We start from the raw sequence: 26,984 nt of genomic DNA on the forward strand, positions 1-26,984 counted from the left end.
CCCTGGCTTCGAGCGTCCTTCGTCGACGGCGGTGCCCCGGCCATGGCGGGTGTGCGGAGACAACGTGTGAGTGGGTGTTCCGAGGGGGTATAAGAGGCCTGCTACCTCGCTGTGTGACGCCCGTTAGTATGAGTGGACACGTGGGGCAGGCTGCGCCACATACAAGCGGGCAGGCGCCCCCTAGCACACGAGGTGACCCAATGACGACAGCGCTGGTCTACGCGATATACGTCCTAGTCGCGGTGTTGTACGTCTATGCCCTGATCGACTGCGTCAGGACGCCTGCTACGCGCATTCGCGCGTTGCCCAAGGTGGGCTGGCTGATCGCGATGGTCCTGTTCCCGATCTTGGGCGCCATCGCCTGGCGCAACCTCGGCAAGCGTTCCGCGTCCGCGGAGGGCCCAGTGTCTGCCGCCTGAGCTCTCACTCACCGCTCTCACGTGTCGTTCAGAGCCATTCTTTGACCGCCGCGACCAGCACGGCCGCTTCGTAACGGACGGCGTTTGTCGTACCGGGTGGCGACAGCTCGGTGGCGCCTGAGGCGGTTGCCGCCGCACTCGACAGCACTCCGCTGCTTGTGGTCGTCCCTGTCCAACTTCGGCGGCCTGCCACCGCGCGAACCGCGCTTTGCCGGTTGCGGACCCGGTCCGCCGGCACCGGATGGTGGCCTTGATACCGATCCGGGGCTCCTGGACCGGCTCGAACTGTGGAGTAGTGAGAATCCTGGCCCTGGTTTCGCCCTGCCGCGCCGGCGCGTGACCTGAAGTTCGTAGACCCGGTCCCACGGCCCGTAGCGCTCCGGCACATCCCACCCCCGCGCATGATGCGGCGAGCCTCGTCGACGTTCACGTTTTCTGCCATGTGCCTCCCGGCTTGGCGTGGCGCGATGTCACCGGGAGTGGGCTCGTGGGCACGTCCTCTCGGCGCGGCAGGACATAGGGATCACTTACTTGACGGGTGATGTAATTGACGCTGCGCGGTCACGCCGAAATGCACCCGTGAGGTCATGGGCACCCGGTGCCCCGGCGGGAGGAGGCGAGCCGCCGCCGAGCGCCGGGGCACCTTTCTCCGCGCCGGATCGGTGTGCGCCGACCGTGGTCGCGCTCGTGTAGGCGGAGCCGCAGCGCGGCCACCCGGCAGCCGACCATGTCTCCCGTCGGTCACGTCAATTCGCTGGTGGAACTCTTGCGGAGCGCGCGGCGGAGTGTTCACCGCGGTCTCCGCCGCGTCCGCGGGCGTCGGCGTCGGCGGGCTCACCTTACGGCCTGGCGTGGCAGGGGCAGGGGCAGGGGCAGGGGCGGAACGCTCTTCGGCACCGCAATGCCGCAGGGCCCATCCTTCAGGACCCAGGTGTCGGGGTGGCCCTCCAGACGGTGTCCCGCGCCATGCGACAGATCATCCGTCACTAGCTTGACCGGTGACGCTTGTCGTGAAACAGTCAGGACCGCCCGCAACGTGGTGCACTCGGCGGGGCCTGCTCGTCGTGCCGACAGACCGGCGCATCGGCTCTACATTCGTATGGCGGAGGCTTTTCCATGATCAACAGACGTACCTTCAACATGGCCCTCGGTATCGGCACGGGCGCGACCGCTGTCTCGCTGGCCGGATTCCAGCCCGATGCGAACGCCGCACCAGGCCATCACACCGAGTGCGGATCGCCGGCGCCGACGGTGCCCACCGTGACCCCGGGTACGCACACCTCATTCGCCCGGCTGAAGCAGGTCAGGGCCGGTGTGCTGGACGTCGGTTACGCCGAGGACGGTCCCCGGCACGGACCCGTGGTCATCTGCCTGCACGGCTGGCCCTACGACATCCACAGCTACGTCGACGTCGCCCCGCTCCTCGCTGCCCAGGGCTACCGCGTCATCGTCCCGTTCCTCCGTGGCCACGGCACGACGACGTTCCTGTCCTCCCGGACGGTCCGCAACGCTCAGCAGTCGGCTGTCGCCCTGGACATCATCGCCCTGATGGACGCCCTCAAGATCGACAAGGCCCTGCTGGCCGGCTTCGACTGGGGCTCGCGCACCGCCGACATCATCGCGGCCCTCTGGCCAGAGCGCGTGAAGGGACTGGTGTCCGTCAGCGGATACCTCATCACCAATGTCGAAGCACAGAAGAAGCCGCTGGCGCCCAAGGCCGAGTACACCTGGTGGTACCAGTACTACTTCGCCACCGAGCGCGGCCGCCTCGCCATGGAGGACAAGACCGACCGGCACGACCTGTGCCGGCTCGTCTGGGGCACCGTCTCTCCGACCTGGAACTTCGACGACGCCACCTTCGAGCGCACGGCCGCCGCGTTCGAGAACCCCGACTACGCGGCCATCGTGATCCACAACTACCGCTGGCGACTGGGCCTCGCGGACGGCGAACGCCGCTACGACCGCTACGAGAAGGCACTCGCCACCCGCCCCGTCATCGAGGTGCCGACGATCACGCTCGACCCCGAGCGCGACCCGTTCACCGCACCCGGCAACGGAGCGGCGTATCGCAACCAGTTCACCGGCAAGTACGGCCACCGCACACTCGCCGGGATCGGCCACAACCTGCCGCAGGAGGCACCCATGGCCTTCGCCCAGGCCGTCGTCGACGTCGACCACTTCTGAGCCGTACGCCGGACGGACGCCGCCCTGCCGCCGTCCACGCCCCCGGGAATCCCTGCCGGTGGGTACTTGCCGGCAGCCGACAGCCCCGGCCGCACGCGACAGACAGCGGGCGCGGTCATGGGTTCGCTCCCCATGTCATGATCGCGCCTGGCTTCGCACCCGGGCCGGAGCTGGGCTGGTGCGCCGCGCCGCCGCGGACTCCCGGCGGCTCCTCGGGTCGCCCTGTGCCGTCCGTCGGGCGGGGATGCTGATGCGAGAGCCCGTTTTGGCGGACGCGATACCGGCCCGACCGTCCTACCGGTACCTCCTCAGTGGCGTCGTCCCAGCCATCCCCGTTCCGCCGCGAGCAGGCCGATCTGGAAACGTGTCTTCGCCCCGAGCGCCGTACCCGCGTCGCTGACGTGCTTCTGCACGGTGCGGCGGCTGATGCCCAGAGCCCGTGCGATGGCGTCGTCCTTCATGCCGGTCGCCATCAACCGGAGGACCTCCCGGGTTCGTTCGTCCGGCCGCGGCGTGGGAGCACCGCCGGCCGGCGCGGGGCCGTGGTGGCCGGCGCCCAGGAACGCGGGGACCGCCTGGTCCCACACCCTCTCGAAGAGCGCGGCCAGCGCCGCCACCAGTGCGAAGGAGTGGACCACCAGTGATCCCGCCGTCGGCCGGTCGGGACGCACCGGCAGCAGGGCGGAGGTCCGGTCGAAGACCACCAGCTTCGTCGGCAGGTGCGACGCGAGCCGCAGCTCACCGCCGTCGGCCGTGCCCCGTGAAGCGGTCTCCAGCGACACCGCGTCGGTGAAGCCTTCCGTCTCGTACACGGAGCGAAGGCGCACCCCCGCGGCCACCTCCGGTGCCGGCGAGGATGCCCGGTCAGCCGTGACGTAGGGAGGCTTCGCCAGGTGCAGGACCTCGGCGTTGCTGCTCCGCAGCAGCTGCGCGTAGCGCGCCGCTGTCTCCTCACCCTTCTGCAGTACCTCTACCAGGTGCGCCGTCCGCAGGGCGGAGACCGCCTCGTACGCCGCGTACAGGCGTTCCGCCAGCTCCTCGGTCCGGGCCAGTTCGGTGCGCCGGCGTGCGAGCAGGCCACCGAGCGAGGACCGCGGCGGACTGACCGTCCAGCGGGCGGGCCGTCCGGCGATCCGTATCACCAGCGAGGCCTCCTCCAGCCGTTGGAGCGTCCGCTCGGCCTCCTGCGTGGACACCCCGGCCGCCTGCGCCACCGATACCACGTCGGCCGGCGGCGAACCCACCAGGTGCTCCAGCAACTGCCCCTCGAACCAGTCCAGTCCGATGGATGCCCAGGGACTGTCCGACGTGACGTCCATACGGTGTGACACTCCTGTACGCCGGGAATGGGGACGAGCCCGGCCGAACGCCCTGTCCGGCCGGGCTCGATGGTAGATCCGGTGCCACCGGCCGGGAGCGTTGCCGTGCCCTGGTGGCTCCCAGACGTGTGTCGGAACAGGGTGGACAGACCGTCGTTCACGGTCAGGAGCCGTTGCCGTGACCCGGCATACCCATCCGTTGACCGTGCTGAGCCTGCTGGTGGCGATTGTCGCGGTCGAGTATCGGTGTCTGCATCGTCGGCTACCGCGGTACCGGGGTACGCCCGTTGGCCGCCGCAGGTTTACTGACCGGCCTCGCGGTCGCGGCCATGCACTACCTGGGCATGGCCGCCATGCGTCTGGACGGCGAACCGCATGACAGCGTGACCGTGATCGCCCTGTCGGTCGTCATCGCCGTCATCGCGGCCGGCGCTGCGCTATGGGCGGCCGTCACGTCCGCGGCTTCCTGCCGTCCCTCTGCGCCAGCCTGGTCATGGGGCTCGCCGTCTCCCGTATGCACTACACCGGTATGGCCGCCGTCAGCGTCGAGCTCCACATGAGCGACCACGAGTCGATCGGGCGCACACCGACCTCGCTGGTGCTGCCCACGCTCATCGGAGCTGTCATCTTTCTCGTCGTCGCAGGGGTCATCGTCATGTTCGACCGGTCCTCATCCTCGGAGACGGCGACTGGAACCAGCGTTCGACCCAGAGGCAGGACGCCGAGGCGCGCGTAGCGGCAGAAGCGGACGACCACCCCTTTGATCCCACCGACGGCCTGAGTCCGGGGCGCGGCGCCGGTCAGGCCCGCGCTCTCGCCGGCGCTGACGTACGAGGCGTCGGCGCTCCACGCGGCATTCGAGGACCGCGTACATCACCCGCGACCGCACACAGGAAGTCGGCTCTGAAGACGGCCGGTTCCTGAGCCGACTCCAGCGTGGAATCGCCCTCCCCTGGCCCGGTCGACCGAGGGACCCGCACCGGCCGAGCCCCAGGTCAGCGCTTCACATCCGCCACGGAACGGTCATCCGCCACCCGCTCCACCAGCCGCCGGGCTTCATCGAGCGCGGTGTCGGCGTCCGGCGCGGGATGTGCGGTCACCTCTATCAACTGGGCGAAGAGCCGGGCGAGCCGGCCGTCGCCGGCGTACGTCAGAGTGATGCTGCCGGCCAGCAGGGTCTCGCGCACCGGGTCCGGGGTGAAGCACCCGTCTCCGGCGCAGGCCACCATCAGGCGGCCAGCAAGGCTCTGCTCCAGTGGCCCCGGTGCCCACAGGCCCTGTTCGAGGTCCTCGGCGAGGGCGGAGACCAAGGAGGTGAGCTCCACGGACGGCGTGGGCCGTTCCTGGAGGGCGAGGTCAGCGGCTGTCTTGTGGGACATGGGAATCGATGGCCTTCTGCTCGGCGCGGGTGATGCGTTCTGTCCTGTCTCGCCGGACAGCAGGTCCGGCAAGGAATCGCCCGGTGCGGGTTTCACTCAGAATACGTGTGTCACTGACACCTGATGCATCGCCTGCTCGCCTGCAACCATGTATGCCCGGTACCGACGGAGTCCAAGATACGTGTTTGGTGAGATCCATCCCCACCCGGAGCATCGGGCCGACGACAAGTGGCATCATCGCCAGAGAGACCGGAGAAACCATGAGATCGGACGCACGCTGCAACCGGCTGCGCATCCTCGAAGCAGCGGCGGAAGTTCTCGCTCTTCCCGGAGACACCTCGCTGAAGTCCATAGCCCGCAGAGCGGGCGTGGGCCAGGGCACCCTCTATCGTCACTTCCCCACGCGGGAGTCCCTGGTGATCCAGGTGTACGGGGACGAGGTGGAGGCGTTGGTGACTGTCGTACCCGCCCTGATGAGCAGCCTGCGGCCGCCGCTCGCCCTGCGCGCGTGGTTGGGGCGCCTGCTGACCTTCGGGAGACGCACCCCGGAGTTCGCGGACGCGATGCGCGTGGCCACGGCCACGCCGGCGGACTCGGGCCGGCAGGCCCACCAGCCGCTCTTCGACGCCCTTTCAGTGCTGGTGGAGGCGAACAGGACTGCTGGGACCATCGAGCCCGGGACGACGGCCGACGACGTATTCCTTCTGGTCGGACCTCTGTGGCGGGTCGATACGGACGAGGTGGCGGACGCCCGTTTCGCACGGCTCCTGGACGTGGTCATGAGGGGGCTGTGCTCGGCGGCGGGCTCGCCGCAGGGGCCCCTGGCGGCGGATGCCGCGCACTTTTGGGACCGAGGCGGCCGGTCGCCCGCACGGCGACTCTGAACGCGGTGGCCGCAGCCGCTTTCCCCGGCAGGCCATCGAAATGCAGACGACATCAGCCATTCGGGTTCAGAAGCCGGCGGCGCCGTGGAAACGTCGTGAGAGACCACCTCACGATGCCACCTTCGGCTGCCTCGTCTGCCGCCATTCCGCGCGGGTCAGTTCCTGGAGTGTGAGTTTATGCAGGTGTTTACGCCCCCGGGATATCCTGGCACGGATAGTTCCGATCGGAACCCCTCTGTTCTTCGCGATCTTGGCGTACGTCCACCCTCCGTCGGCAACGAGCAGAACGGCCTCTCGCTCTGGTGGAGGCAATCGCTTCAATGCCGAACGCATGGCAAACAACATGGCACGATCTTCGTAGAGTTGGGAAATTTCATCGGCCACATCAGGGCCGGTGAGTCTGTCCTGCAGACGTTGACCCAGCGCCGACTGCTGGGCAGCTCGAAAGTATTTTTCATCCAGAACCTCACGTGCCATCGCCAAAAGCCAGTCCATCACCTGGTCGGACTCGGCGGGCAAATCTGACTTATGGAGCCATGCCTTCAGTAAAGTCTCCGCGACAACATCCTCTGCACAGTCCTCATTCGAATCAGGCAGGGCAGCGTACTGGGATATCATATCGGCGCACCGTCGACACAACTCGTCGAAAATGATCGGAAATCCATCTCCGAAAATATACATATGCGCCTTACGGTCTCGCGGTAATATTGCCGGCGGTGGTGTGGGTCATAAAAATCATTGATGTGTCAAGTAGTGCACTATGGGCGTGCCGAGGATGCGCAGCTGTCAGCCGGGTGTGCCACTTGTCTGTCGCCTTGGCGTCACCAGCATGCGTGGAGTCGTCGATTCCGGCCCTGGCCTGCGAATGCCGCCGCCCCCTGGGGAGCAGCGGCAATCGCAAGACTGAACTTCGACGAACGCGGCTGGCCTAGTACCAGTGGTTCGCCTGCCAGAACGTCCACGCCGCACACGGGCTGCCGTAACTGCTGTTCATGTAGTTCAGGCCCCACTTGATCTGAGTGGGCGGGCTGCTCTGCCAGTCCGCGCCTGCCGAGGCCATCTTGGAGCCCGGCAGCGCCTGGAAGAGGCCGTAGGCGCCGGAAGAAGGGTTGACGGCACGGTAGTTCCAGCTGGACTCGTGGTCCACGATGTTGCTGAAGCACTGAAACTGGCCGCTCGGCACCATCTGGCGCGCCATCGCCTGGATCTGCGCGACGGTATAGGAACTCTGCACGGTGAAGCTGGAGGCATCACGCGTACTGCGGCTTGCCGCCGCCTTGGCCTCGGCGCGCTCCGTGGCCGCCTTCTTCTTCGCGACCGCGCTCTGCGCGGCAGCCCGGCGGGCCGCCTCCTCGGCGTCCTTCTTGGCGCTCGCGTCGGCGGCGATGGCCTGGGTGTCGGCCTGCTGCGTCAGGGACGCGGTCTGCACCTGGACCTGCTGACCCGCGGGGATGTCCGCGAGGAGCGTGGTGTCGGTTGCCGTCGCCTCAGCTTCGTTGGGCTGTGCGACGCTGCCCGAGGCAACGCCGATGACGCTTCCGACGGCGGTGACCGCGGTGGCCGAGGCCACTGCGAATCCCCGGACCGAAATCCGGCTCACACGTTTTCCTTCCTGCATCGCCCGCTTCGGTGACTCTGACGGACGCAAGCGCGCCCCTGACACTGGCCTCCCCACGACGGCGTCACTGGAGGCACGGACCCGGTGGGCAACTCCCCGCAGGGGAGCGCCGTGTGCAGAACGGGCGGCATACGACGACGCTATGGAGTTGACACTGGTACTACTGCGGTCCCGTACTGCTGGGGGACACATGTGTCGTATGCGGGGCCTGACAGGAGTGTGACTGTGCCGCACCCGACACCGGATGGCAATTCTAGATCACGTGTGAAAGCTCACACGTGCCCACCGCGGCAGCCCCGGAAATCACATGCGCACGAAGCGACCGACGGATGCGGTACTTGACCCTCCTGACTCTCAACCAGTGACATGTGCTTGGACGCGGCCCACCCGCTGTTGGTGAGCAACGTGCCGACGACGCACTGCGTCAGAGAGCTCAGAAACGGAATGGCCACTTGTGGCGAGGGCTACCAGGACCTTCTCGACGAAATGTGGGCAGTGCTCCGAAACGGGATCTCAACCAGCCATAGCTCATGACCTGTCGGAGCAGGACCCGCCGGACCGGTTCCTGCCGGCGTCAGCGGCTGCGGGGAATGTCGAGCCGAGGAGACCAGGCGCGGAACGGCCGCTTCCGGAGCACCAGTTCAGAGCCTCGTCGCGCACCGTCCTCTCCTCCTGCCATAAAGTTGTTTCGTCAACTATGAACTGTCCGAGTCAGTGAGATGCCGCCGTGTGGCGTCCGGCACGGACAGGGCCCGAGCCGTGGTTCCGCACCACCCTCGGTGTCGATGTGAGGATGGAAAATGAATGAGCGTCCGACTCGCGGATTCGCCGTGACGGACCATGAGCCGAGGCGTCCGTTCGATCCCTCCCGCCGACTCGCCGAAACGGGCCGGCAGGAGGAGCTGGTCCGTGTCCCGATGCACGAGCCGAGACTCGGCGACGCGGACGTGCTCCGAGCATGGGATTCCGTGTCCCGGCCCGCGGGGCGACGGAACGGACCTCCGACTGGCTCGCGAAGGCGATCGCAGGAGAGGTGAAGAACCTCAAACCCGGATACGCGGCGGAGATCGCCACCCGGACGGCCGCAAGCGCTGACACTCCCGGGGACGGCAGCACGCCGGAGGCCGGTGAGGGCGAGACGGCAGACGCCGAGTACGGCGATGCGGTGGAGCCGGCCACCGCCGAGTGGTCCGACGGGACCGAATACGGCGATTGGGCGGAGGTGTTCCTGTTGGACGCCGAGCGGTTCGAGGGGTGAACACGAGGCGCCGACCGTACAGCCGCCCGCTGTCCTTCCCCGGACTCCGCGCGCAGCCGGAACCCCAGCGGGAACAGGACGGCCCAACAAGCCAATGCCGGAAGCCGAAAGGAATCGGGAACCCGGGGCAGACGATCGGACTCTCCGCCGGTCGCCCCCCATAACCGTCCGAATACGGGTGAACCACCCGAGCCCGAAAGGGTGCTGACGTGGGCCGGATGAGCCTCGTGCGGGGTTGGTCGGCCTACTGCCGGACGGTGGTGTCCAGCGAGATCTTCACGGCGTTGGACAATCACATGTGGAAGCTCGCTTACAAGTGGGACAAGCACAGTCACCCGAACAAGCCGAAGCGCTGGGTATCCGACAAGTACTTCGGCCGGTAACAGGTCCGGGAAGGACCGGTGGGTGTTCGGTGACCGCGACAGCGCCGCCTACCTGCTCAAGTTCTCCCGCCATCTCGGACGGGAGCACGCCGGCGGGCACACCACCGTCCGCGCAAGACCCACGGCTACCGCACTCCGGCAGAGGTCTACGCCAACCACATGAACAGCAGTGATGCGCTGACCGCTTGAGTTCGCCGTCGTTTGCCGACAGTCCGCAACCTGGTCCGACCCCCCGGCGCGGTAAGGCGTCCGGATCGCGGCAGCGAGAACGGCGTCGTGCGACACCCCATCCTCCGATGAAGTAGCCGCACAGGTGTCGATATCCGGCCTGGGGCGGTCCCGGGAAGGGCTGGACGTACATGGCCGTGCCGGTTACCATGTATTGCATGGTACCTGATGTGGCAAGCAAGGATGGCCCAGGTAAGGCGGAAAGTCAGCTCCGCAAAGGAGTGCTGGAGTACTGCGTCCTGGGACTTCTGCGCAGTGGCGCTCGCTACGGCGTAGAACTGCTCGAGGTGCTGGGCACCGTGAACGTGATGGCCACCAGCCAGGGGACGATCTATCCATTGCTGGCCCGGTTGCGCAGGGACGGCTTGGTGGATACCAACTGGCAGGAGTCCCCAAGTGGGCCGCCGCGCCGGTACTACTTGCTGACCCCTCAGGGAGAGGCGGCGCTGACGGAGTTCACTGAGATCTGGCCGCACTTCCGCGACGCCGTGGATCGCTTCATCACCGATTAAACGTCCGAACTCCCCACTGCCTTTACCTGGAGATTCACTATGAAGACCGTCGAGCACCCGCTTGCGGTGGCCTACCTGGAGGCTGTGGCACGCGAGGCCGCAGCCCTGGCGCCGGAGCGCCGCAACGAACTTCTTGCCGATCTGACGGAGCACATTGCGGTGGCATTCGCCGAGCAGCCAGCCCGCACTGAGGCGGAGGTGAAAGTCGTCCTGGACCGCCTCGGCGACCCCCGCACCATCGTGGCCACCGCCCGCGAAGGCGAGACCAGTGCGCTGCCGGTAGGCAAGTGGCACAGCCTTGCCCCGTTGATCTTGCTGCCGGTGGCAGGACTTCTCGGGGGCGTCAACATCGTCCTAGGCGGCATTGTCATGATTGCGGGCGTCGTGCTGCTGTGGGCAGCACCTCACTGGAGTCGGCGCGACAAGATCATCGCCAGCGCGGCCACGCTCCCGGTCCTGATAGCGCTTGTCGGCATAGCCCTCACCGCAGCGACAACGGGGCCGCTCGACCCGGTGCTGCTCACTCTCGTCGTCCCCAGCGTGCTGATCCCGGCGGCCGCATCGCTATACCTCTTCAAGACAGGGCGCCGCATGTCGTCATGATGAGGAATCACCTGTTCTGGCAGCGTCACCGACCACATGGCGCGGACCGGGCACTCTGACGGCCGGCGCAAGTTCGAGCCGCCGGTCCATGCCGAGGCGGAAGGTGCCGTACGGGTGGATGCTCGATCAGAACGACGCGGGCAAACCGCGCCGGTCCTCGTCGGACAGCTTCTTGCCCAGGCCGGTTCGACGAGGACCATCCTCCAGCGTCCAGCGCGCCACCACCTCTTCCAGCGACCACCCTTGTCACACACCCGCCCCTTGCTGTCGTCGAGGCGTCGGTCCATCCGATCAGCTCAACGAGACGGCGGGCCGCAGCCCCTTGGAACCTACCGGCGGACTACTTGCTCCCTAGTGTCCGAGCTGGGACTCTCGGACCTCGACGCGGGGCACACGCTGCTGTCGCCGCGGCTCACCTCCAGCGTGTCTACTGCCGTCACCGCTCGGCAGTAGGCAGTAGGCCGTGGCGCTCATGCCCTTCACATGTCTTCCGGTTCGGTGCCGTGCCACCTCTCCACCATTCCTTCACGCACCCGCGGGCATCCGGTCAACCTCCGTTCATGACAGTGTTCTTGAGCCGTCGGCGGCAGACTCGGACCCCTTATAGTCGGCCACAGACCGAGCTACCGCCGCAGCGAGACGTCGTACCGTCCCGGGCGGGCATCTCGGCACCTGCTTCCCAGTTGTTAAGGATCATCGCCTTGCGCAAGAGAAAGAGGGCGGTCGGCGTTTCCGCCGCGATCGCCGCGAGCGTGCTGACCGCGAGCGGCATACTCATATCGCCGGTCGCCGCCCAGGCCGACACCTCGAACAGCACCCCCACCGCCCGGCAGCAGGCGCTCCGGTCCGCCGCCGCCGAGTACCACATCCCGTCCAGCGTCCTGCTCGCCCTGGCCTACCAGGAGTCGCGCTGGGAGTCGCACGGCACCCAGGTGAGCACGGACGGCGGCTACGGGGTCATGCACCTCACGGACGTCACCCCCACGATGCTGGCCGGCGGCGACGCCGGCGCCGTGGGCCGTGCCGACCTGAAGGACCTCGCCGCCAACCCCGCCCTGCACACCCTGCAGGCGGCCGCGAAACTGACCGGCCTGTCCGCGCGGGAACTGCGCGAGGACGACACCGCCAACATCCGTGGCGGTGCGGCGCTGCTCGCCTCGTACGAGAAGCAGCTGACCGGCGGCACACCCGCGGACGCCTCCCGGTGGTACGGCGCTGTGGCCCGCTACAGCCAGTCCAAGCAGCAGCAGGGCGCGTCCGGCTTCGCCGACCACGTCTTCGGCACCATCCGCAGCGGAGCCGCCGTCACCACGCAGGACGGCCAGCGGATCCGCCTGGCCGCCGACCCGTCGATCGCTCCCGTGCGCTCACAGGCCACCGCACTGGGCCTGAAGACGGCGACCGCGGACACCGCCGACACCGAGTGCCCGCCCGCCGTCCGCTGCACCTTCGTCGCGGGCTCTCCCGCCGGCCGTCAGGTCTCCAACCGGCCCGCCAACGGCATCAGGATCGACACCATCGTCATCCACGACCTGGAGACCACCTACGACGCCGGTGTCACGGGCCTGGCCAACCCGACGAACCCCGCGGCGACCAACTACGTGATGTCCTCCGACGGTTCGGTCACCCAGATGGTGCCCACCAAGGACATCGCCTTCCAGGCGGGCAACTATTCGACCAACCTGCACTCGGTCGGCATCGAGCACGAGGGCTACGCGGTACAGGGCGCGGCCTGGTACACCGAGGCACAGTACGAGGCCACCGCTTACCTGGTGCGGTACCTGGCCACACGGTTCGGCATCCCCCTGGACCGCCAGCACATCATCGGCCATGACAACGTTGCCGGTCCCAAGTCGTCCCTCGTCTCCGGCATGCACTGGGACCCGGGCCCCTTCTGGGACTGGGACCACTTCATGAGCCTGCTGGGCGCCCCGCTGAGCGGTCTGCACGCCGTTCCGCAGACGGGCTCGGTCGTGACGATCGACCCGCCGTTCGCGCAGAACAGCCAGACGATCCAGGTGTGTCCCTCCGACGACCCGACCGGGCAGACGACCGCCTGCACCGAGAGGCAGCAGCAGGCGAACTTCGTCTACCTGCGCACCGCCCCGAGTGAGACGGCCCCGCTCTTCGGCGACCAGGCCATCCATGGCACCGCCGCGGGCACCGACCGGGTCAACGACTGGGGCAGCACGGCCCAGTCCGGGCAGCAGTTCGTCGTCGCGGACGTCCAGGGCGACTGGACGGCGATCTGGTACAGCGGCTCCGAAGTGTGGTTCTACAACCCCTCCGGCGCCAACACGAAGACCAGCTACGGCGTGAAGATCATCCGTCCCGCGAACACCAGCGCGGTCTCGCTCTACGGATCGAGCTACCCCGACAAGGCGGAGTACCCGGCGGGCCTCGGCGCCTCGACGCAGGCGCCCCTGAGCATGTACTCCATCCCGGCCGGTCAGGCCTATGTCGCCACCGCCGAACCCGCCGCCACCGACGACTACTTCCCCTCCAACGGAGCGGTCGTCATCGGCGCCAAGAAGATGTACACCATTCAGTACAACCACCGTGTGGCCCTCGTCTACGCCGGTGACGTCACGGCGACCGAAGCAGTCCATCACTGGGAGGACTGACCCGTTCCGAGCCTCCGCGCGGCGGGCCCGTCCGGCACCCGTGCGGAGGCTTTCGCGTTCCACTCGGCGCGCAATGCCGGCGGCGAGGTCCGGGAGTTCCCCGGAGAGCAGTTCAAGACCGCCTTCGAGCGCGTGATCCACCCCATGCTCATCGCCGAGCTGCGCCCGCGCATCGTGTCGGTCGATCTGAACCCGCCGACATCGGCGACCGGCGGGTGGAGTTCGGGCGAGGCGACCTGACCGACGTGTCGGCGTTGCTTCCCGCGCCTGACATGGCCGATTTGGAGCCGGGACACGTATCTACCGCAAGTGCCTCGACATGTTCGGGCAGACTCCACCAGCGCGCTCGACTCGATCTGCGTCACCGCGAACCGGTGAGCTCCCGCCCGCAGGCGTACTCGACGCCCTGGCGAGCTCGCTCTGGACCGCTGACTATGCCCGCGGGCGCGTTCGTGTCCGACGGACGGTGTATCGCAGGCGGTGCGAGTTGGCCTCATCGTTCCCGCTGTCAGCGGGTGGTCGTTGCCGGCGTCGTCTTCTTGCGGGCGCGGTACGCGGCTGCCTTGATCTTGTTGCCGCAGGACTCCATGCCGCACCACTGGCGGCGCATGCCCCGGGAGCGGTCGATGTAGATGCGGGTGCACACCGGGTTCCCGCACTCCTTGAGGAGTGGGACGTCCGGGCCGCTCAGCAGCTCGACGGCCTGTCGGGCGACGGTTGCCAGGGCCTGCTCGGGTGTGGCGTCGATGTGCCGTCCGGTCAGGGTGAGCTGAGGAGTCACCGGAGTCTTGCGCGCCGCCGCGTTGAGCACGCCGAGTGCTTCCCGGTCGAAGTCCTCGCCGAGACGGCGGTCGGTGATGAGCCGGTAGACGGCCTCCCGCACGGTGATAGCGTCCCGGACGTCCTCCTCCTTGCCGGGGGTGACCGTGTCGACGAGTCCGGACTCCACGTACCAGGCGTTCAGGCGCTCCGGGGTCACGAACATCTCGAACCGGGTCGAACGCCGGGCACGGAGGGTGGCCGCGAAGTCCAGGGCCGGGTTTCCGCAGACGAAGACATGGTTGAGATTCACGTCACCATTCTGACAGGTGACTGATGCAAAGTGCAAGCTCTGCCACCGTCACCGCTCTGGACGGTGCACCGGGCGGGAGCCGTCGAGAGTCCGCGACACCGTACGCCGCCCGCCGGGACGCGGTCCTCCGCGGGAGGACGGGCGGCTGGTGGCGGCGTTCGGCGATCCGCGCGGTGGTGCCGGGCGGGAGGCGTGTCTCGCCCGGCGTCAAGGGTTGGTTCAGGCGGTCGTGTCGAGGACGACGCGGAAGCGGGCCGCGCCGGAAAGCATGTGCTCGTAGGCCTTCATCGCCTGGGTGAAGGGCATGACCTCGGTGCTGGGACGGATGTCGTGCGCGAGGGTGAACGCGAGGTTGTCCTCGTTCTCGATGGACGAGCCGGTGAGGCTGCCGGTGATGGTGCGGGTGCCGAAGATCAGGTCGGGGGTGGCGATGGTGAGGGGGTCGGGTGCTGCTCCGACCACGACGAGCCTGCCGTTCGGTGCGAGGCCCTGGACCAGCGGGTTCATGGAGGCGCCGCTGGAGGCTGTGGCGATGATGAGGGAGGCGCCGCCCAGTGCGGTGAGCTCGGCTCCGGCGTCGGTGGTGGTGCTGTCGATGTATTCGTGGGCGCCGAGCCGGCGGGCGTATGTCTCCTTGTCCTTTCCGCGCGCGATGGCGACGACGCGGTAGCCGAGGCTGCGTGCGTACTGCAGGGCCAGGTGTCCCAGTCCACCGATGCCCTGTACGGCGATCAGGGCGCCGGCTCGGGTGGGTCCTTGCTGGAGGGCGGTGAAGGTGGTGAGTCCGGCGCAGAGCAGGGGAGCGGCGTCGGTCGCCGCAATGCCGTCGGGGATCCGTACCAGCCCGCTGGCGCGGGCGTAGGCCACCTCGGCGTAGCCGCCGTCGATGGTGGTTCCGGTCTGTTCCTGGTTTCGGCAGTTGACGAAGTCGCCGCGGCGGCATGGTTCGCATTCGCCGCAGTGGCCGTTGAGGAAGCCGACGCCGACCCGGTCCCCGGGCTGCCAGGCGGTGACACCTGCTCCGACGGCGTCGATGACGCCGACGACCTCGTGGCCGGGAACGACGGGCTGTGAGGGATCGGCACGCAGTCCCTCGATGGCCAGCACGTCGGTGTGGCAGACACCGCAGGCCTCCACACGCAGGCGGACCTGCCCCGGTGCCGGGTCGACCAGGTCGCGCTCGACCAGCTGGAGGTTGTGGACACCGGTGGCCTCGAAGGCCCGGTAAGTGGACATTGGCTGCTCCTGTATGTCGTGCCGCCGTGACAGGCCGGTATTGGTGAGGACAGAGCTCAGAGGACGACAGGGCAAAATGACCGGTCGTCTTAGACGAGGGTAACCCATGTCGAGTACCCGAGGACCCACCGCAGGACGCCAGGGGTGAACCGCACCCCGAGGGCGCCTGTGGGCTCGTGCCTCGGCGGGGGACGACTACAATATGGTTGGTCGCCTTGGTGTATTCCTCGGCCGCGAAAATCGTACGCGGCGATCCGGGTCCGTGTCCGCGGAGGGGCGAAAGCGGGTCGGCCCGACGGAAGGCGGAGACGGCATGGCGCAAGTGTCCAAGCGTGAGGAGATCGCTCAGGCGGCCTTTCAGCAGTTCCACGCACGCGGCTTCCACGCCACCGGCATCAACGACATCACCAGCGCGGCGGGGGTCCCCAAGGGGTCCTTCTACAACCACTTCTCCAGCAAGGAGGAGAGTGCCCTGGAGGCGCTGAGCCGGTACGCCACCACTCTGAGCTTCGAGATGCTCACGACACCGGGCCGCCCTCCACTGGAACGGCTTCGTGCCCATTTCGAGTTCCTGAGCAAGGACACCGTCGACAACGGCTTCGTACATGGCTGCCTGGCCGGCAATCTCGGTGCGGAGATGGCCGACCACAGCGACGAGATCCGCCTGGCGGTCGCAGGCGGGTTCGACCGGTGGGGGGCGCTGATCCGGGACGTCCTCGTGGAGGCCCAGCAGGCGGGCGATCTGAGTGGCGATGTCGACGCGGAGGCCACCGCACTCTTCGTCCTGAGTGCCTGGGAAGGCACCCTGATCGCGGCCCGGGCCCACAAGTCGGCGGCGCCCCTGGACGCGTTCTTCCGCACCGTTTTCGACGTCCTCCTGCCGTAGCGTCCCTCTTCGCCCTCGCTTCCGCGGTGGGGTGCGGCACACTCATGCGTCACGTGTTTGACTGGTGACATCTGCGGCAACCAGAAGTGTCACCAGTCAAACCTGTGGTGCATGGTCGGTGCTCCCGCGGGCAGGTGCCCCATCGGGCCGTCGGCCTCGGGGACGTGTCTTCGCTTCGAGCGCCGTACCCGTGTCGCCGGCGGGCTTGTGCACGGTGCGACGGCCGACTCCCGGAGACCGCGGGTCGGGAGCGGTGCTGTGACCGCTGGGACACGGCACCGCTCCCGACGGCAGTACGGCGAGGTGTTCTAGCCGTGTTGTCTGATCCGGAAGTCCTCCCGGGTGACTCGGTCGTCGTGCGTCACCGCGGTGCGGGTGAGTGTCGCGTAACCGGATGCCGTGACCCGCAGGGTGTGGCGTCCGGAGCCGGGCAGGAACAGGGTGTACAGACCGTCGCCCACAGCCGGGTCGTCCGGAGTGGCGGCCGTGACCGCGCCGCTGTCCGGGGTGCGGGTGTCGACGACGGTGGCGCCGACCACGCCCGCGCCGGTGGCCGCGTCCCTGACGGTGCCCATGGCTAGGCCGCCCGGGACCGGCTCGAGGCGACGGGTCTGGAGGGTCACGTCGTCCAGTGCCCAGAAGTAGCCCCAGTCGGCCACGAAGTGGAAGCGCAGGCGCACGGACCGCTGCCCGGCGTACTGACGCAACGGGACAGCGACCGTCAGGTGGTCCTCCGAGCCGCCCACCCTCGGTCCGGCCCAGACGTTCTGCCAGGTCTTTCCGTCGTCCGTGCTGGCGTCCACCGTCATGTGCTGCTGGGTGAGGTTGGCCACATAGGCCGTCTTGAAACTCAGCTCCGCGGACTGCGCGTCCGACAGATCGTAGGCGCGAGTGGTCAGTTGGCTGTCCTGGTGCGGACCGAACGGCCCCTGGTCGCTCTCCACCACGGCGAAGGAGCCGGTACCCCCGGTGGCGTTGCCGCGCTGGATGGGATCGTCGAACTGCCATCCGTTGCCGGTGCCGGCGGCGTTCGTCACGGTCCACCCGGCGGGGGCCGTGGTGGTGGAGTCGAAGGTCTCGGCGTTGTCGGTGCGGCGGGGGGTGTAGCCGATGGCGGTGGCCGCGTCCGGGTCGGCGGTCATGGCGACGTTCGCGGTCACCGGCCTGGCGGCGACCGTCACGGCTCGGGTGGCGGATTCGTAGCCGGGCAGCGCGGCGCTGACGTCCAGCTTGTAACCGGCGTGCTTCGGCAGGGTGATGTCGTATGCGCCGGTCGCCGGGTCGGTCCATGCCGGGGCCTCGGGTGACCCTTCGACGGAGATGCGGGCGTAGAGCGGCCAGCCGTGTCCCGAGCCGTCCTTGACCGTGCCGCGGACGTGGACGCGCGGCAGCGGCGCCACCGCGAAGTCGTGGGTCACCTTCTGGCCGTCGGCGATGTCGAGGGCGATCGGTGCGGTGGTCCGGTAGCCGAACGCCGTCACGGTCAGGCCGTCGACCCGGCCGGCGGGGAGGTTCAGGGAGTAGGTGCCGTCCTGGAGGGTCGTTGCGACGTCGGGACCCGCGCCCACGGTGGCTCCGGCGACGGGCCGGCCGGTCTCGGCGTCCTTGACCACGCCGGACACGGTGCCGCTCGGGCCGCTGCGGAACGCCGCCAGGCCGGACGGTGTACCGAGGCCGGTGGGACCGTCGTAACCAGCGGCCGCGGTGCACAGATACGCGGTGGCGCAGGTGCCGTTAGATCCGCTGGTGATGTCGGTCAGGCCCGTGCCGCCGGCCGCGTAGGGGTACGCGTTCGGGTACGTTCCGGGCCGCGGGCTGCCCGCCAGGGCGTAGACGGCCGCGATCACGGGCGTGGCGACGCTGGTGCCGCCGTAGCGCTGCCAGCCTGTTCCGGTCGAGCCGAACGTGGAGTAGACGGCAACGTTGTCAGCGACGGCTGAGACGTCGGCGACGCTGCGGCCGGCACACCCGGTGTCCTTCTGGAAGGCGGGCTTCGGCTGGTGCGTGGCGCACCCGGAGCCCGGCGCGTAGGTGCCGCGGTTCCAGACGGTCTCGGACCATCCGCGGGCACTGGTGGGGTCGGCGACCAGGTCCGTGCCGCCGACCGAGGTCACCGTGGACAGGGTCGCCGGGAAGGCGACCCCGTATCCGTTGTCACCGCTCGCCGCTACGACGGCGACACCCGGGTGGTCGTAGGAGGCACCGTAGGTCGCCTGGTCGCTGTCGGAGTCACCGCTTCTGCCATAGGAGTTGGAGACGTACTTGGCGCCGAGGGCGACCGCCCTGTCGACCCCGGCCGCGAGGTTGTCGAGGCCGTCGTTGTCGGTCTCCACGAGGATGATGTGCGCCTGCGGAGCGGTGGCGGAGACCATCTCCAGGTCGAGGGCGATCTCGCCGGCCCATGAGTCGCTCGTCATGGGGTAGTTGGTACCGCCGCGCTGGTCCACCTTGGCGAAGCAGCCGTTCGCCGTGGTGCACGGCGGAAGCCCGTACTGGCTGCGGTAGATGGCGAGATCCGCCTCGGCGTTCGGGTTGTCGTACGCATCGACGATCGCGATCGTCTGTCCCGCTCCGCCGTCGGCGGGCAGGTCGTAGGCGCTGCGGATGTCCTGCGGACCGAGTCCCGCCGGTGTCTGCGCCGCACTGAGACGAGCCGTCGTGCCGGGCGCGCGCAGGGCGTAGCAAGCTGCGTGCCCCTTGGCGGGGGTATCGCAGAGGGGAGTGAGATCGGTGCCGGGGGTGTCGGCATCGGAGGCGGCCGTGTTCAGCCGTGTCGAGGCGGCCGTCGCGCCCGGCACCGGGCCGGTTCCGGCACTGGCCGCGGGCTGGAAGCCCACCAGGGCCACCGCCGCGACGCCCACGACCGCGGCGCCGCGCCGCAGGGCGTAAAGCGGTCGAAATCCGCTCTGCACGCGCGTGGATATCTTCATGTTCCACCTGTCATGATCTGGCCTCCATAAGAGACCGGTGGCAGGAAAAATGCATACGCCGGTGCGCAGCGCTTAATTAGCCGCCGTATGCGGTACGGCTGTCAATGCGTCAGCTGTTACGAGTTCATTTCCCCGTTACTGGAAGCCGAAAAATGGACAGCAAATGCACAATTCTTGCCGTTTGGTGCCGCGCTCCCGGGCTGCGGGCCGGACGAGAAGCGACACGCCTGGAGAGGGCAACCGCCGTATCAACGAAGGGTTTTGTGCAGATCAGGCCCATACGCACCCTTCGGGTGGTGGTGGCCCGACCGGGCTTCTCACTTGTGCAGCCGCGCAAACGCCCCAGGTTCCACCATTGCCCCGACAGGCCGTTCGGTCGCAGAATCTGATCGGTACACACCCGGTGCCACGGAATTCTGACTTCCCTTCCGAAATTAGTCTCAGCTCTGCCGGAAAGTGCGGAGGAATTCAGCGGGCTGCGAGTGTGCGCCTTCCGATGCTTTTCCGGCGTGGACCTTTTCCGCCGCCGCGCGCTACCAGCTCGGCGTTTCCGGCGGCCGATGTAGTCGGGTGCCTGGCCGGGAGCGCCTTATGTGCGGGGGGCGGCTGTTACGCACTTTCGGGCGACGGCCTGTGGGGCGGGGCGGCGCATGTGCCGGTCCGCGTCTGGAATCCTGGCGCGCGAAGGGCTGGCAGGTGACGGTCCGTCAAGAACGTGCATTCACCGCATACATGGATGGTGCGGGTGAGAGTGATGGGAATATGACGAAACGGTCAGGACCTTCGCGTACTCATCCCACCTCCTGCGCATGGCGGGCAAGGTGTGGGTGTGCGGCCGACCGGCCGCCGACCCGCACAACGCACCATGGGCGGCCTGCGACGTTCATGGTGCCCGCCCGGGGTGTCCGGCCCTGAGAAGGGGTACCTCGTGTCCGTATCTGTGACCGGTCGCGGTCTGACCGCCGCCGCTGCCGTGGCCACCGCTGTCGTGGGCGCGTTCGCGCTGCCCGCCGCGGCCGCCGGCCGGCACCCCGCCCGCTGGGACGTCTCGGTGGACTCCACAATCGTGCGCGCGTACCAGCACGCGGCCGGGGCCCGCACCGACCCGCCGCCGGCCCTCGAAACCCCGTGGCAAGGCCTCGTCGGCCGGCTGGTGGAGGTGGTACGGGAGGCGAGGGCCTGGGCCGCTCGCGCGGCGGCTTCACCCGCAAGATCCACCTGAGCGCGGACGGCTTCTGTCGCCGGCTGTCCCTGATGGTCACGCCGGGGCAGCGGGCCGACTGCACCCAGTTCCTTCCGGTGTTGGAGAAGATCCGGGTCCCCCGCCGCGGACTGGGCAGGCCCCGCAAGAAGCCCGACAGCGTCGCGGCCGATAAGGCCTGCAGCAACCGGCCCTGCCGTGAGTTCCTGCGTCGTCGGGGCATCCGGCACACGATCCCGGAGAAGGCTGGTACCCAGTCCACCCGCCTGCGCCTGTACCTGCCGGCCCTGGGCTTCTAGACCTGCGCGCAGAGCGGCCACGATGTCTGCCGTGGGCGCCGGGCTTTCAGTGGCGACGTCGAGATCGTGGCTACGGCCATCTCGGCTCCGACGAATGCGAACGCCGCCATCACACGGCTGAGCTCACGCTCGCCGCGTGATCAACGAAGCGCGTGTCCACCATCACGGGGGAAGGTCGGTTGGCCTCAACCAAGGAGCGGGCCCGTGATGGCGTTGCGGTGGCTGTCGTACGGCCATCCGTTGATCACGCAGCCGTGCAGGCCCTTGATCTGCTGCATCATCACAGGTGCTGGTCTGCCGGCACCCGGGCAGGACTCGTGGCCATGGCCGAGGCGGTGGCCGACTTCGTGGTTGATCGCCAGAGCGTGGTAGGAACCGGGTTTCCCTTGGTAGTGGGGAGTCAACAGGAGCCATCGTTTGACGTTGATCACGACATCGTGTCCGCCGCTGCAGTTGACCCAGCCGCCGGTGTCCAACCCGTAGCGGCCGCAGATGACGTCAGTGGTGTGCGGCGAGGCCAGATGGACGGTGAAGTCAACCGGGCCGCCGGCGACCCGCTGGAAAGCCCAGTGACCGCCGGCCGCCCAACCGCGGGCAGTGTTGTCCAGGATCGCGTCGACCTGCTTGGCGAAGCGCTGCGGGTCCTGGTCGATGCCGTCCTCCACGTCGACGGCGTAGCGCATCAGGGTGCCCCGTCCGGCGATGATCGTGCCTCCGTGGGCCAGGGTGAAGGTCCCGGTGCCACGTTGCGGGAAGGTGGTGGAAGCCGAGTCGGGCGTCTCTTTGGAAGACGGTGACGCGGGTGAGGAAGCAGACGGTGACGGGATGGCCGTGGTCGTCGTCGGGACTGGGCTTGCCGTAGTGATCGGGGTGCTCGCGGCGATGCGGCCGGTGGCCCGATGGGACAGTGACAGTCCCAGTGTCACGGTGAGGACGAGAGCGACCAGCACGGTCGTCAGGACGGCACGGAGTGAGGGGCGTACTTGGCGTATGCGCCGCGGGTGCGAGGAGGGGTGCTGGCGGTGTCGTCCCGCCCGTCGGTCGAGTTGTCGGTGCATCGTCATATCTCTCGGGTGAGGTTCCCAGGAAGGTCGCCGCGGGCCTCGGCCGGGCCGGTCGGCGCACAGCGTCTGACAGCCCCGGGACCGCACGTGTGTGAGGTGAGCCGCGCGGCGCCGCCGGTGGCTGTGGGCAGCGAAGACGACGAGCCGTCGGCGCGGCATGAACGCCCCGCGGAGGCATGCAGCGCGCCGGTGTCACGCGGGGCACACCGGTGCGGTGCCTGTGCGCGGACGCTGATGATCGGCCCAGAGGCTTCCGCGCCGCCGACGCACAGGCGGAGTTGTGAGGAATGTTCCACACCGGTATCTGTTCGAGCGAAGTCACGTGTTCCCGTGACTACGGTCACAGCGGAACAAACGAGGTTGCCACGGGCGGGCGCGAGTGGTCATGCCTGTTTCCCCTGTGGCGAACGCCACCGTCTGCCGTTCCTCGGTGCAAGGCGCCCACCGCTGTCGATCTACGCGCACAGCAGACACAGCCCGGTAAGTCACGCGGATCCCACCGGCCTGAAACCGGATCGCGACGGCGGTGGACGCAGCGGCCGCGACCCGCTTGCCTGCCCGGACCTCGACCGGGGCAGCCAGGGTGACGCCCACACATCGAGCTGCGTGAACGCCTCGATGAATGGGAAGGCGGCCTCGTTCGTGGGCGCCGGCAGCCAGTCCGCTGTCGCTGCTCTCGTCGACCGGCGCACCCGCCCTCCCTGCCCGGTGCGCAGTCGGCGCGGTCCCCGGCGCCGGCGGCCTGAAACTCCACGCGGACAAGGGCTACGACTGAGACAGCAGCCGGGCTCCAGAGCCACACCCGGTTGAAAGCTCAGCAGAACCGGTCACGGTCCTGGCATCGGGTCACAGGATGAGGCGGGTGGCCACCAGCACGACCGATCTCTGGCATCACCACGGCCGCGCCCGCGCCGCCCGTGACCGCGCCGTCTCTCGGACCTCTTACGGGAACTGGAGCCAGAACGCCGGGCCCGGTCCGGAGAGCCGCCGGCAGCCCGAGACAGGGCAGACCGGCCGCCGTACGCGCAGGTGGACGACGACCTGGCGGCCGCCGACCGGAAACGGGCGGGGCGGGGCGGGACTGGACGGGCGGGGCGGGGCGGGGCGGAGGACTGTTTCCGGCCCGCTCGTCGCCGTCCATGTGTGACGCCGTATCGGCGCCGGTCAGAAGGGCTTGGTCGGCAGGTACTTGCCGTCCAGGGTGATGACGGCGCGCTCGCCGCCGTCAGGGTCGGCGACCTTCTTCACGTCGAGCTTGAAGTTGATTGCGGAGATGATGCCGTCACCGAACTGCTCGTGGACCAGAGCCTTGAGGGTCGTGCCGTAGACCTGGAGCATCTCGTAGAAGCGGTACATGGTCGGGTCGGTCGGGATCCGGTTCGGCATCGAACCGCGGACCGGGATGGTCTGCAGCAGCAGCGCCGCGTCGTCGTCCAGGCCAAGCAGCTCGGCAACCGCCGTGGCGGACTTCTCCGGCAGGGGGTGCTGGCCGAGAACGGCGGCGGTGGTGAAGGCCACCGACACCCGGAGGCGTCGGCGATCTGCACATCGACGCCTACCTCACCCGTCACCGGACCGCACCCCGCATCACGGTCGAGGCCAACTCCGTCCAGGCCCTCACCGAAATCGTCCAGCGCACCCAGCTGGCCACCGTCCTGCCCGACGCCATCACCCACGACCACCCCCGCCTCACCCCCGTCCCGCTCGACCCGCCCCTGCCCACCCGGACCGTCACCCTCCTGCACCGCGAGAACGCCTACCGCAGCGCCGCCACCCGCGCCTTCACCGACATCACCCACGGCCTCGTCCGGACCGCGGCTACACCCCGCCCCGGTAGACCGCCCGCCCCCGGGGGCGGTCCCCGCAACGGACCTCCGCCGACACGCAGCATGACGCCCGATGGACGTCGAACCTCGCCGTCGTACGCCAGTTCCACGCTCGCGAGGGACCGCGAACTGCGCAAGCACCGCGAGTCAGCCGTCATGCCCCCGTCGCCGAGACCGCGGCCGGCCAATGGGTGTGGCCGAGACCGCGTCGCGCAGCCTCGGCCGGGCCCAGGGCGACGTCTTTCCGGTGGGCGACGAGTGATCTCAGGCTTCCGCTTCGCTGGGCTCGTGATCCGTAGCGAACAGCTGTCGCCTGGGATCAGAAGCCTCGGAAGACACCGTCGTCATCGGCGGCATCGACGAAATCCTCCCAGTCCATGTTGCCGAGGGAGATGTTGCTCTGGATCGACCACAGTTCTTCGGCTATGACGCGCAGCTCGCCCTGGTCCTCCTCCGTTTCGTCGTCATCCTCCTCGTACGGCAGGACAGCGAGCAACGGCATCTTCGGAGCGGTGAGAGCGGTCTTGTCAGCCACGATCATCAGGAAGCCCCTGTCAGGAGCCAGCGACACGACCTGTTCGGTCGTCAGACCGTCGTAGACGGGATCGTCCACGATGTGAACGTACGCGAGGAAGCCGTCCTCGTTCGGCGTCGTGATCGCCGTGTGGAGGGCCTGCCAAGCCGCGTGGTCGGAAAAGTCGGTGCGGATCAGCAAGGTGTCGTCCGTCTGCGGCAGTCCCTTCAAGGGAATCGCAGTCCCGCGTGGCCTCATGCCAGCCGCAACAGTATGCGGGACAAGGCTCTGGAGGAGTTTTCGGGTGCCCCGGTGGGCGACGGAGGCGGCGAGCCGGGCCAGTTCGGCCGATGCCGCCTCGCCGTCCATACGCGACAGCGCTCTGACGCACGCGTGGGCGATCTTGGGATCGCCTCTCGCCGTGCGCAGAGACGCCTCGGTCAAGGTGCCCAGGCAGGCGGCCGCCCCGGGGTGTTGGGGCACCACGAACGCCGCCTCGACCACCACGCCCAGATGGTGTGGTGGGCCGCCGTGATCAGGCTGTCCCGGCGACTGGCCGGAGACGCTCCGCGCTGGCCGGAGAAACGCCCCGGCCGACGGCTGCGGGCGCGGGCATGAACCGTCCGTCCTCCGCCCGCACCAGCCAGCCCCGCTTCTCCAGCACGTAGGCACGGTGACGGATCTTCTCCACCTCGTTCTTGATCTCCGCTTCCCGGCCCACCGCCCGCGTCAGCTCCACCCCGTTCACCGGCCCCGAAGCAGCCACCGCAGCGGCGAACGCCTCCCGATACAGGCCGCTGAAGACCTCCTCCGAGAGCCCCGCTCAACTGTGGAACGCAGGTCAGGCAACGGCATTGTCTGCGCAGCCCCACGTGTTCAGCCGTCTTCAGAGTTCGGAGTCTCGCTGTGCGGTGGGGGGAGCAGGCCTCGCATGACGAGGCTGGAGAGCTGGTCGGCCAGTTCGTTCCGGTCGTGCCCGGCCGCCGGGGAGGCGGCGGGGTTCAACCGGTCCGCGATGGGGTCTTGCGCCAGAGCCAGCGCCGGACCGGTGACGGCGAAGTACAGGATGTGCGCCGGCACACGCGGAATGCGGCCGGCTGTCATGAGGCCGTCGACGATCGGCTCGATCCTGTCCCAGAAAGGCTGGACGAACCGCTGGTGGAGGTAGTCCAGGCGGGCGGAGTCGCGCGTTGACTCGTCACTGACCAACCGGTTCGCGTCCGAGGCATTTGCGGCCAGCCGGTAGAGCTCGACGATGACCCTCCTCAGGCGTTCACTGTCGTCACGGCACTCTGTCAGCAACCGGTCGAGTGCGGGCCCGGCGTCCCCGAGTGCGAAATCCACGACCGCGCGCCAGTAGTCCCACTTCGACCCGTAGCGCTCGTTGATGAAGTTGTGGCTGACGTCGAGCCGCCTGGCCAGCTCCCTCACGGTGGTCGCGGCGTAGCCGAGTTCGGCGAAGGTGTGCAGGCCCCGGCGGAGGATCTCGCTTTCGTCCATGCGCACGGGTGCGTACTTCCCGCGCGTTGTCTCCGGCGGTTCTTCCGCTGGTGTTCGCTCCGCCACAGCGGCATCGCTCCGTTCGGTACTGCTGCGCCCTGGGCGGATCGTTCGCACGACCCGCCGCACGTCGCACTCCTCGTTTCCTGCGCCGCCTGCCGCTCGCCGACGGATCGACGAGGCGCCCCGGGGGGGCCGCCGTCCAGATGCGCCACCCCGTGATCGCCGTGCCGGTTCGTCGCAGGTCACCAGGCTTTGCGAGCCCCCAGTCTTTCACGCCGGCCACAACCCGGGGCGGGACGTGGCGCACTCCACCAAACGAGACGCTTGACGGATGTCAAGCAGGGCATTAATCATTGACACGTCAAGTACATCGGTGTCATCAGGCACCGACAGATACGTCTTTGAGGAGCGCCCCATGTTCTTCAGTAGGACCCGTGAGCCCGCAGGCGCCCCTGCTGCCTCTGCCGCCACCTCCGCGTCCGCACGGCGCAGGAAGGTGATCGGCACTGTGGCCGGCATCGCCGCCGTTGCCCTGACCGCCGTCGCTGTACCGGCCTCGGCACAGAGCCAGGGATCGCACACCGGCTCGTCCAGTCACTCCCGTCACCACTACCTGTCGCCGCTGCAGGTCACCTCGGCGTACTACGCCAGCTACAACGGCGACCTGGCGGCCGGTTTCGACCGCTACATCTCCAAGGACCTGGTGCTCCACGGCTTCAACGGTCCGGAGAACCGTGAGGACTGGATCAACGGCGATCTGAACATCAAGGCGGGGCTGACCGGCTTCAAGATGACCGTCCTGGACCAGATCGTGGAGGGTGACAAGGTTGTCACACGGTGGAGCTTCGCGGGGCGCCACACCGGGACGATCTTCGGCATCCCGGCCTCTGGCCAGGACGTCCAGCTCAGCGGCATCTCCATCGACCGGGTGATCAACGGCCAGTCCGTGGAGCACTGGTCGGAGGGGAACTTCGGGGTGTTCCTGGACACGCTCCGCGGTAAGACGCCTCCCGGCAGCGCCCACCCCAGCTCCAAATAACCC

General features: G+C 68.4%; 26 protein-coding genes and 2 pseudogenes. 16 read left to right on the forward strand and 12 right to left on the reverse strand.

The window, feature by feature from the left end:
- Nucleotides 1–200: 200 nt before the first annotated feature.
- Both ACZ7OO_RS37045 and ACZ7OO_RS37050 read left to right on the forward strand, forming a co-directional pair.
- Nucleotides 201–419, forward strand: coding sequence for a PLD nuclease N-terminal domain-containing protein (locus ACZ7OO_RS37045; RefSeq protein ID WP_471511867.1), 219 nt, complete (start codon nt 201–203; stop codon nt 417–419).
- Nucleotides 420–1,535: 1,116 nt separating this feature from the next.
- Nucleotides 1,536–2,603 carry an alpha/beta fold hydrolase gene (locus ACZ7OO_RS37050; RefSeq protein ID WP_471511868.1) on the forward strand — a complete coding sequence of 356 codons (1,068 nt, stop codon included), beginning with the start codon at nt 1,536–1,538 and terminating at the stop codon, nt 2,601–2,603.
- A gap of 308 nt (nt 2,604–2,911) precedes the next feature.
- Here ACZ7OO_RS37050 and ACZ7OO_RS37055 read toward each other — a convergent pair whose 3' ends face one another.
- Nucleotides 2,912–3,922, reverse strand: a complete 1,011-nt coding sequence (locus ACZ7OO_RS37055) for a helix-turn-helix transcriptional regulator (RefSeq protein ID WP_471511869.1) — start codon at nt 3,920–3,922, stop codon at nt 2,912–2,914.
- Between the two features lie 353 nt (nt 3,923–4,275).
- On the opposite strand from ACZ7OO_RS37055, the pseudogene ACZ7OO_RS37060 reads away from it, so the two are divergent.
- Both ACZ7OO_RS37060 and ACZ7OO_RS37065 read left to right on the forward strand, forming a co-directional pair.
- A pseudogene (locus ACZ7OO_RS37060) lies at nt 4,276–4,323 on the forward strand (hypothetical protein); the annotation flags it as partial.
- 38 nt (nt 4,324–4,361) lie between these two features.
- Nucleotides 4,362–4,658, forward strand: a complete 297-nt coding sequence (locus ACZ7OO_RS37065) for an MHYT domain-containing protein (protein ID WP_471511870.1) — start codon at nt 4,362–4,364, stop codon at nt 4,656–4,658.
- Between the two features lie 259 nt (nt 4,659–4,917).
- On the opposite strand, the gene ACZ7OO_RS37070 is transcribed toward ACZ7OO_RS37065, so the two are convergent.
- A complete protein-coding gene (locus tag ACZ7OO_RS37070) occupies nt 4,918–5,301 on the reverse strand; it encodes a hypothetical protein (protein ID WP_471511871.1) in 384 nt (127 codons plus the stop codon).
- Between the two features lie 260 nt (nt 5,302–5,561).
- Between ACZ7OO_RS37070 and ACZ7OO_RS37075 the strand changes: the two genes are divergently transcribed.
- On the forward strand, nt 5,562–6,185 hold the full coding sequence (locus tag ACZ7OO_RS37075) for a TetR/AcrR family transcriptional regulator (protein WP_471511872.1): 624 nt from the start codon (nt 5,562–5,564) through the stop codon (nt 6,183–6,185).
- A gap of 108 nt (nt 6,186–6,293) precedes the next feature.
- Here the strand turns inward: ACZ7OO_RS37075 and ACZ7OO_RS37080 are convergent, their stop codons facing one another.
- Both ACZ7OO_RS37080 and ACZ7OO_RS37085 read right to left on the reverse strand, forming a co-directional pair.
- Nucleotides 6,294–6,866: an RNA polymerase sigma factor gene (locus tag ACZ7OO_RS37080; RefSeq protein ID WP_471511873.1), complete on the reverse strand. Its 573-nt coding sequence runs from the start codon at nt 6,864–6,866 to the stop codon at nt 6,294–6,296.
- A gap of 247 nt (nt 6,867–7,113) precedes the next feature.
- The gene (locus ACZ7OO_RS37085; protein ID WP_471511874.1) at nt 7,114–7,785 is read right to left on the reverse strand and encodes an aggregation-promoting factor C-terminal-like domain-containing protein; all 672 of its coding nucleotides are present in this window, start codon (nt 7,783–7,785) and stop codon (nt 7,114–7,116) included.
- Between the two features lie 976 nt (nt 7,786–8,761).
- Here ACZ7OO_RS37085 and ACZ7OO_RS37090 point away from each other — a divergent pair.
- From ACZ7OO_RS37090 to ACZ7OO_RS37110, 5 genes are all read left to right on the forward strand, one after another.
- On the forward strand, nt 8,762–9,061 hold the full coding sequence (locus ACZ7OO_RS37090; protein ID WP_471511875.1) for a hypothetical protein: 300 nt from the start codon (nt 8,762–8,764) through the stop codon (nt 9,059–9,061).
- A 218-nt stretch (nt 9,062–9,279) separates the two neighbouring features.
- Nucleotides 9,280–9,444, forward strand: coding sequence for a group II intron maturase-specific domain-containing protein (locus tag ACZ7OO_RS37095; RefSeq protein WP_471511876.1), 165 nt, complete (start codon nt 9,280–9,282; stop codon nt 9,442–9,444).
- 386 nt (nt 9,445–9,830) lie between these two features.
- Nucleotides 9,831–10,184: a PadR family transcriptional regulator gene (locus ACZ7OO_RS37100; protein WP_471511877.1), complete on the forward strand. Its 354-nt coding sequence runs from the start codon at nt 9,831–9,833 to the stop codon at nt 10,182–10,184.
- Between the two features lie 39 nt (nt 10,185–10,223).
- On the forward strand, nt 10,224–10,787 hold the full coding sequence (locus tag ACZ7OO_RS37105) for an HAAS signaling domain-containing protein (RefSeq protein WP_471511878.1): 564 nt from the start codon (nt 10,224–10,226) through the stop codon (nt 10,785–10,787).
- Between the two features lie 701 nt (nt 10,788–11,488).
- Nucleotides 11,489–13,411, forward strand: coding sequence for an N-acetylmuramoyl-L-alanine amidase (locus ACZ7OO_RS37110; protein ID WP_471511879.1), 1,923 nt, complete (start codon nt 11,489–11,491; stop codon nt 13,409–13,411).
- A gap of 508 nt (nt 13,412–13,919) precedes the next feature.
- On the opposite strand, the gene ACZ7OO_RS37115 is transcribed toward ACZ7OO_RS37110, so the two are convergent.
- Nucleotides 13,920–14,483 (reverse strand): CGNR zinc finger domain-containing protein, encoded by a 564-nt coding sequence (locus tag ACZ7OO_RS37115; protein WP_097228113.1) that lies wholly within the window; start codon nt 14,481–14,483, stop codon nt 13,920–13,922.
- A 219-nt stretch (nt 14,484–14,702) separates the two neighbouring features.
- On the reverse strand, nt 14,703–15,719 hold the full coding sequence (locus ACZ7OO_RS37120) for an alcohol dehydrogenase catalytic domain-containing protein (RefSeq protein ID WP_471511880.1): 1,017 nt from the start codon (nt 15,717–15,719) through the stop codon (nt 14,703–14,705).
- A 313-nt stretch (nt 15,720–16,032) separates the two neighbouring features.
- On the opposite strand from ACZ7OO_RS37120, the gene ACZ7OO_RS37125 reads away from it, so the two are divergent.
- Nucleotides 16,033–16,605, forward strand: coding sequence for a TetR/AcrR family transcriptional regulator (locus ACZ7OO_RS37125; protein ID WP_471511881.1), 573 nt, complete (start codon nt 16,033–16,035; stop codon nt 16,603–16,605).
- A gap of 308 nt (nt 16,606–16,913) precedes the next feature.
- Here the strand turns inward: ACZ7OO_RS37125 and ACZ7OO_RS37130 are convergent, their stop codons facing one another.
- Nucleotides 16,914–19,535, reverse strand: a complete 2,622-nt coding sequence (locus ACZ7OO_RS37130; protein ID WP_471511882.1) for a carboxypeptidase regulatory-like domain-containing protein — start codon at nt 19,533–19,535, stop codon at nt 16,914–16,916.
- Nucleotides 19,536–20,463: 928 nt separating this feature from the next.
- Here ACZ7OO_RS37130 and ACZ7OO_RS37135 point away from each other — a divergent pair.
- Both ACZ7OO_RS37135 and ACZ7OO_RS37140 read left to right on the forward strand, forming a co-directional pair.
- Nucleotides 20,464–20,757 carry a hypothetical protein gene (locus tag ACZ7OO_RS37135; RefSeq protein ID WP_471511883.1) on the forward strand — a complete coding sequence of 98 codons (294 nt, stop codon included), beginning with the start codon at nt 20,464–20,466 and terminating at the stop codon, nt 20,755–20,757.
- Between the two features lie 32 nt (nt 20,758–20,789).
- Nucleotides 20,790–21,035, forward strand: coding sequence for a transposase (locus ACZ7OO_RS37140; protein ID WP_471511884.1), 246 nt, complete (start codon nt 20,790–20,792; stop codon nt 21,033–21,035).
- A 185-nt stretch (nt 21,036–21,220) separates the two neighbouring features.
- On the opposite strand, the gene ACZ7OO_RS37145 is transcribed toward ACZ7OO_RS37140, so the two are convergent.
- Nucleotides 21,221–21,985, reverse strand: coding sequence for a DUF3152 domain-containing protein (locus ACZ7OO_RS37145; RefSeq protein ID WP_471511885.1), 765 nt, complete (start codon nt 21,983–21,985; stop codon nt 21,221–21,223).
- Nucleotides 21,986–22,961: 976 nt separating this feature from the next.
- Here ACZ7OO_RS37145 and ACZ7OO_RS37150 point away from each other — a divergent pair.
- On the forward strand, nt 22,962–23,246 hold the full coding sequence (locus ACZ7OO_RS37150; protein WP_471511886.1) for a hypothetical protein: 285 nt from the start codon (nt 22,962–22,964) through the stop codon (nt 23,244–23,246).
- Nucleotides 23,247–23,263: 17 nt separating this feature from the next.
- Here the strand turns inward: ACZ7OO_RS37150 and cynS are convergent.
- A pseudogene (gene cynS / locus ACZ7OO_RS37155) lies at nt 23,264–23,643 on the reverse strand (cyanase); the annotation flags it as partial.
- A gap of 42 nt (nt 23,644–23,685) precedes the next feature.
- On the opposite strand from cynS, the gene ACZ7OO_RS37160 reads away from it, so the two are divergent.
- On the forward strand, nt 23,686–24,354 hold the full coding sequence (locus ACZ7OO_RS37160) for a LysR substrate-binding domain-containing protein (protein WP_471511925.1): 669 nt from the start codon (nt 23,686–23,688) through the stop codon (nt 24,352–24,354).
- Here the strand turns inward: ACZ7OO_RS37160 and ACZ7OO_RS37165 are convergent.
- From ACZ7OO_RS37165 to ACZ7OO_RS37175, 3 genes are all read right to left on the reverse strand, one after another.
- Nucleotides 24,245–24,946: a DUF6924 domain-containing protein gene (locus ACZ7OO_RS37165; protein WP_471511887.1), complete on the reverse strand. Its 702-nt coding sequence runs from the start codon at nt 24,944–24,946 to the stop codon at nt 24,245–24,247. The genes ACZ7OO_RS37160 and ACZ7OO_RS37165 overlap by 110 nt on opposite strands.
- A 28-nt stretch (nt 24,947–24,974) precedes the next feature.
- Nucleotides 24,975–25,205 carry a hypothetical protein gene (locus ACZ7OO_RS37170; RefSeq protein WP_471511888.1) on the reverse strand — a complete coding sequence of 77 codons (231 nt, stop codon included), beginning with the start codon at nt 25,203–25,205 and terminating at the stop codon, nt 24,975–24,977.
- A 110-nt stretch (nt 25,206–25,315) separates the two neighbouring features.
- Entirely contained in the window at nt 25,316–25,939 is a 624-nt protein-coding gene (locus ACZ7OO_RS37175; protein WP_471511926.1) for a TetR/AcrR family transcriptional regulator, read from the reverse strand.
- 418 nt (nt 25,940–26,357) lie between these two features.
- Between ACZ7OO_RS37175 and ACZ7OO_RS37180 the strand changes: the two genes are divergently transcribed.
- Nucleotides 26,358–26,981 (forward strand): ester cyclase, encoded by a 624-nt coding sequence (locus ACZ7OO_RS37180; protein WP_471511889.1) that lies wholly within the window; start codon nt 26,358–26,360, stop codon nt 26,979–26,981.
- Nucleotides 26,982–26,984 lie beyond the last annotated feature (3 nt).

The organism is Streptomyces sp. NPDC111744 (assembly GCF_055634995.1).

Excerpts from the sequence above, each read along its gene's own strand:
- ACZ7OO_RS37120 (WP_471511880.1), bottom strand. The coding sequence starts at position 15,719 with ATGTCCACTTACCGGGCCTTCGAGGCCACCGGTGTCCACAACCTCCAG.
- ACZ7OO_RS37075 (WP_471511872.1), top strand. The coding sequence starts at position 5,562 with ATGAGATCGGACGCACGCTGCAACCGGCTGCGCATCCTCGAAGCAGCG.
- ACZ7OO_RS37175 (WP_471511926.1), bottom strand. The coding sequence starts at position 25,939 with ATGGACGAAAGCGAGATCCTCCGCCGGGGCCTGCACACCTTCGCCGAA.
- ACZ7OO_RS37140 (WP_471511884.1), top strand. The coding sequence starts at position 20,790 with ATGGTCACGCCGGGGCAGCGGGCCGACTGCACCCAGTTCCTTCCGGTG.
- ACZ7OO_RS37095 (WP_471511876.1), top strand. The coding sequence starts at position 9,280 with ATGAGCCTCGTGCGGGGTTGGTCGGCCTACTGCCGGACGGTGGTGTCC.
- ACZ7OO_RS37065 (WP_471511870.1), top strand. The coding sequence starts at position 4,362 with ATGGGCGGCCGTCACGTCCGCGGCTTCCTGCCGTCCCTCTGCGCCAGC.
- ACZ7OO_RS37125 (WP_471511881.1), top strand. The coding sequence starts at position 16,033 with ATGGCGCAAGTGTCCAAGCGTGAGGAGATCGCTCAGGCGGCCTTTCAG.
- ACZ7OO_RS37070 (WP_471511871.1), bottom strand. The coding sequence starts at position 5,301 with ATGTCCCACAAGACAGCCGCTGACCTCGCCCTCCAGGAACGGCCCACG.
- ACZ7OO_RS37090 (WP_471511875.1), top strand. The coding sequence starts at position 8,762 with ATGGGATTCCGTGTCCCGGCCCGCGGGGCGACGGAACGGACCTCCGAC.
- ACZ7OO_RS37080 (WP_471511873.1), bottom strand. The coding sequence starts at position 6,866 with ATGTATATTTTCGGAGATGGATTTCCGATCATTTTCGACGAGTTGTGT.
- ACZ7OO_RS37130 (WP_471511882.1), bottom strand. The coding sequence starts at position 19,535 with ATGAAGATATCCACGCGCGTGCAGAGCGGATTTCGACCGCTTTACGCC.
- ACZ7OO_RS37180 (WP_471511889.1), top strand. The coding sequence starts at position 26,358 with ATGTTCTTCAGTAGGACCCGTGAGCCCGCAGGCGCCCCTGCTGCCTCT.
- ACZ7OO_RS37100 (WP_471511877.1), top strand. The coding sequence starts at position 9,831 with ATGGTACCTGATGTGGCAAGCAAGGATGGCCCAGGTAAGGCGGAAAGT.
- ACZ7OO_RS37045 (WP_471511867.1), top strand. The coding sequence starts at position 201 with ATGACGACAGCGCTGGTCTACGCGATATACGTCCTAGTCGCGGTGTTG.
- ACZ7OO_RS37105 (WP_471511878.1), top strand. The coding sequence starts at position 10,224 with ATGAAGACCGTCGAGCACCCGCTTGCGGTGGCCTACCTGGAGGCTGTG.
- ACZ7OO_RS37055 (WP_471511869.1), bottom strand. The coding sequence starts at position 3,922 with ATGGACGTCACGTCGGACAGTCCCTGGGCATCCATCGGACTGGACTGG.
- ACZ7OO_RS37050 (WP_471511868.1), top strand. The coding sequence starts at position 1,536 with ATGATCAACAGACGTACCTTCAACATGGCCCTCGGTATCGGCACGGGC.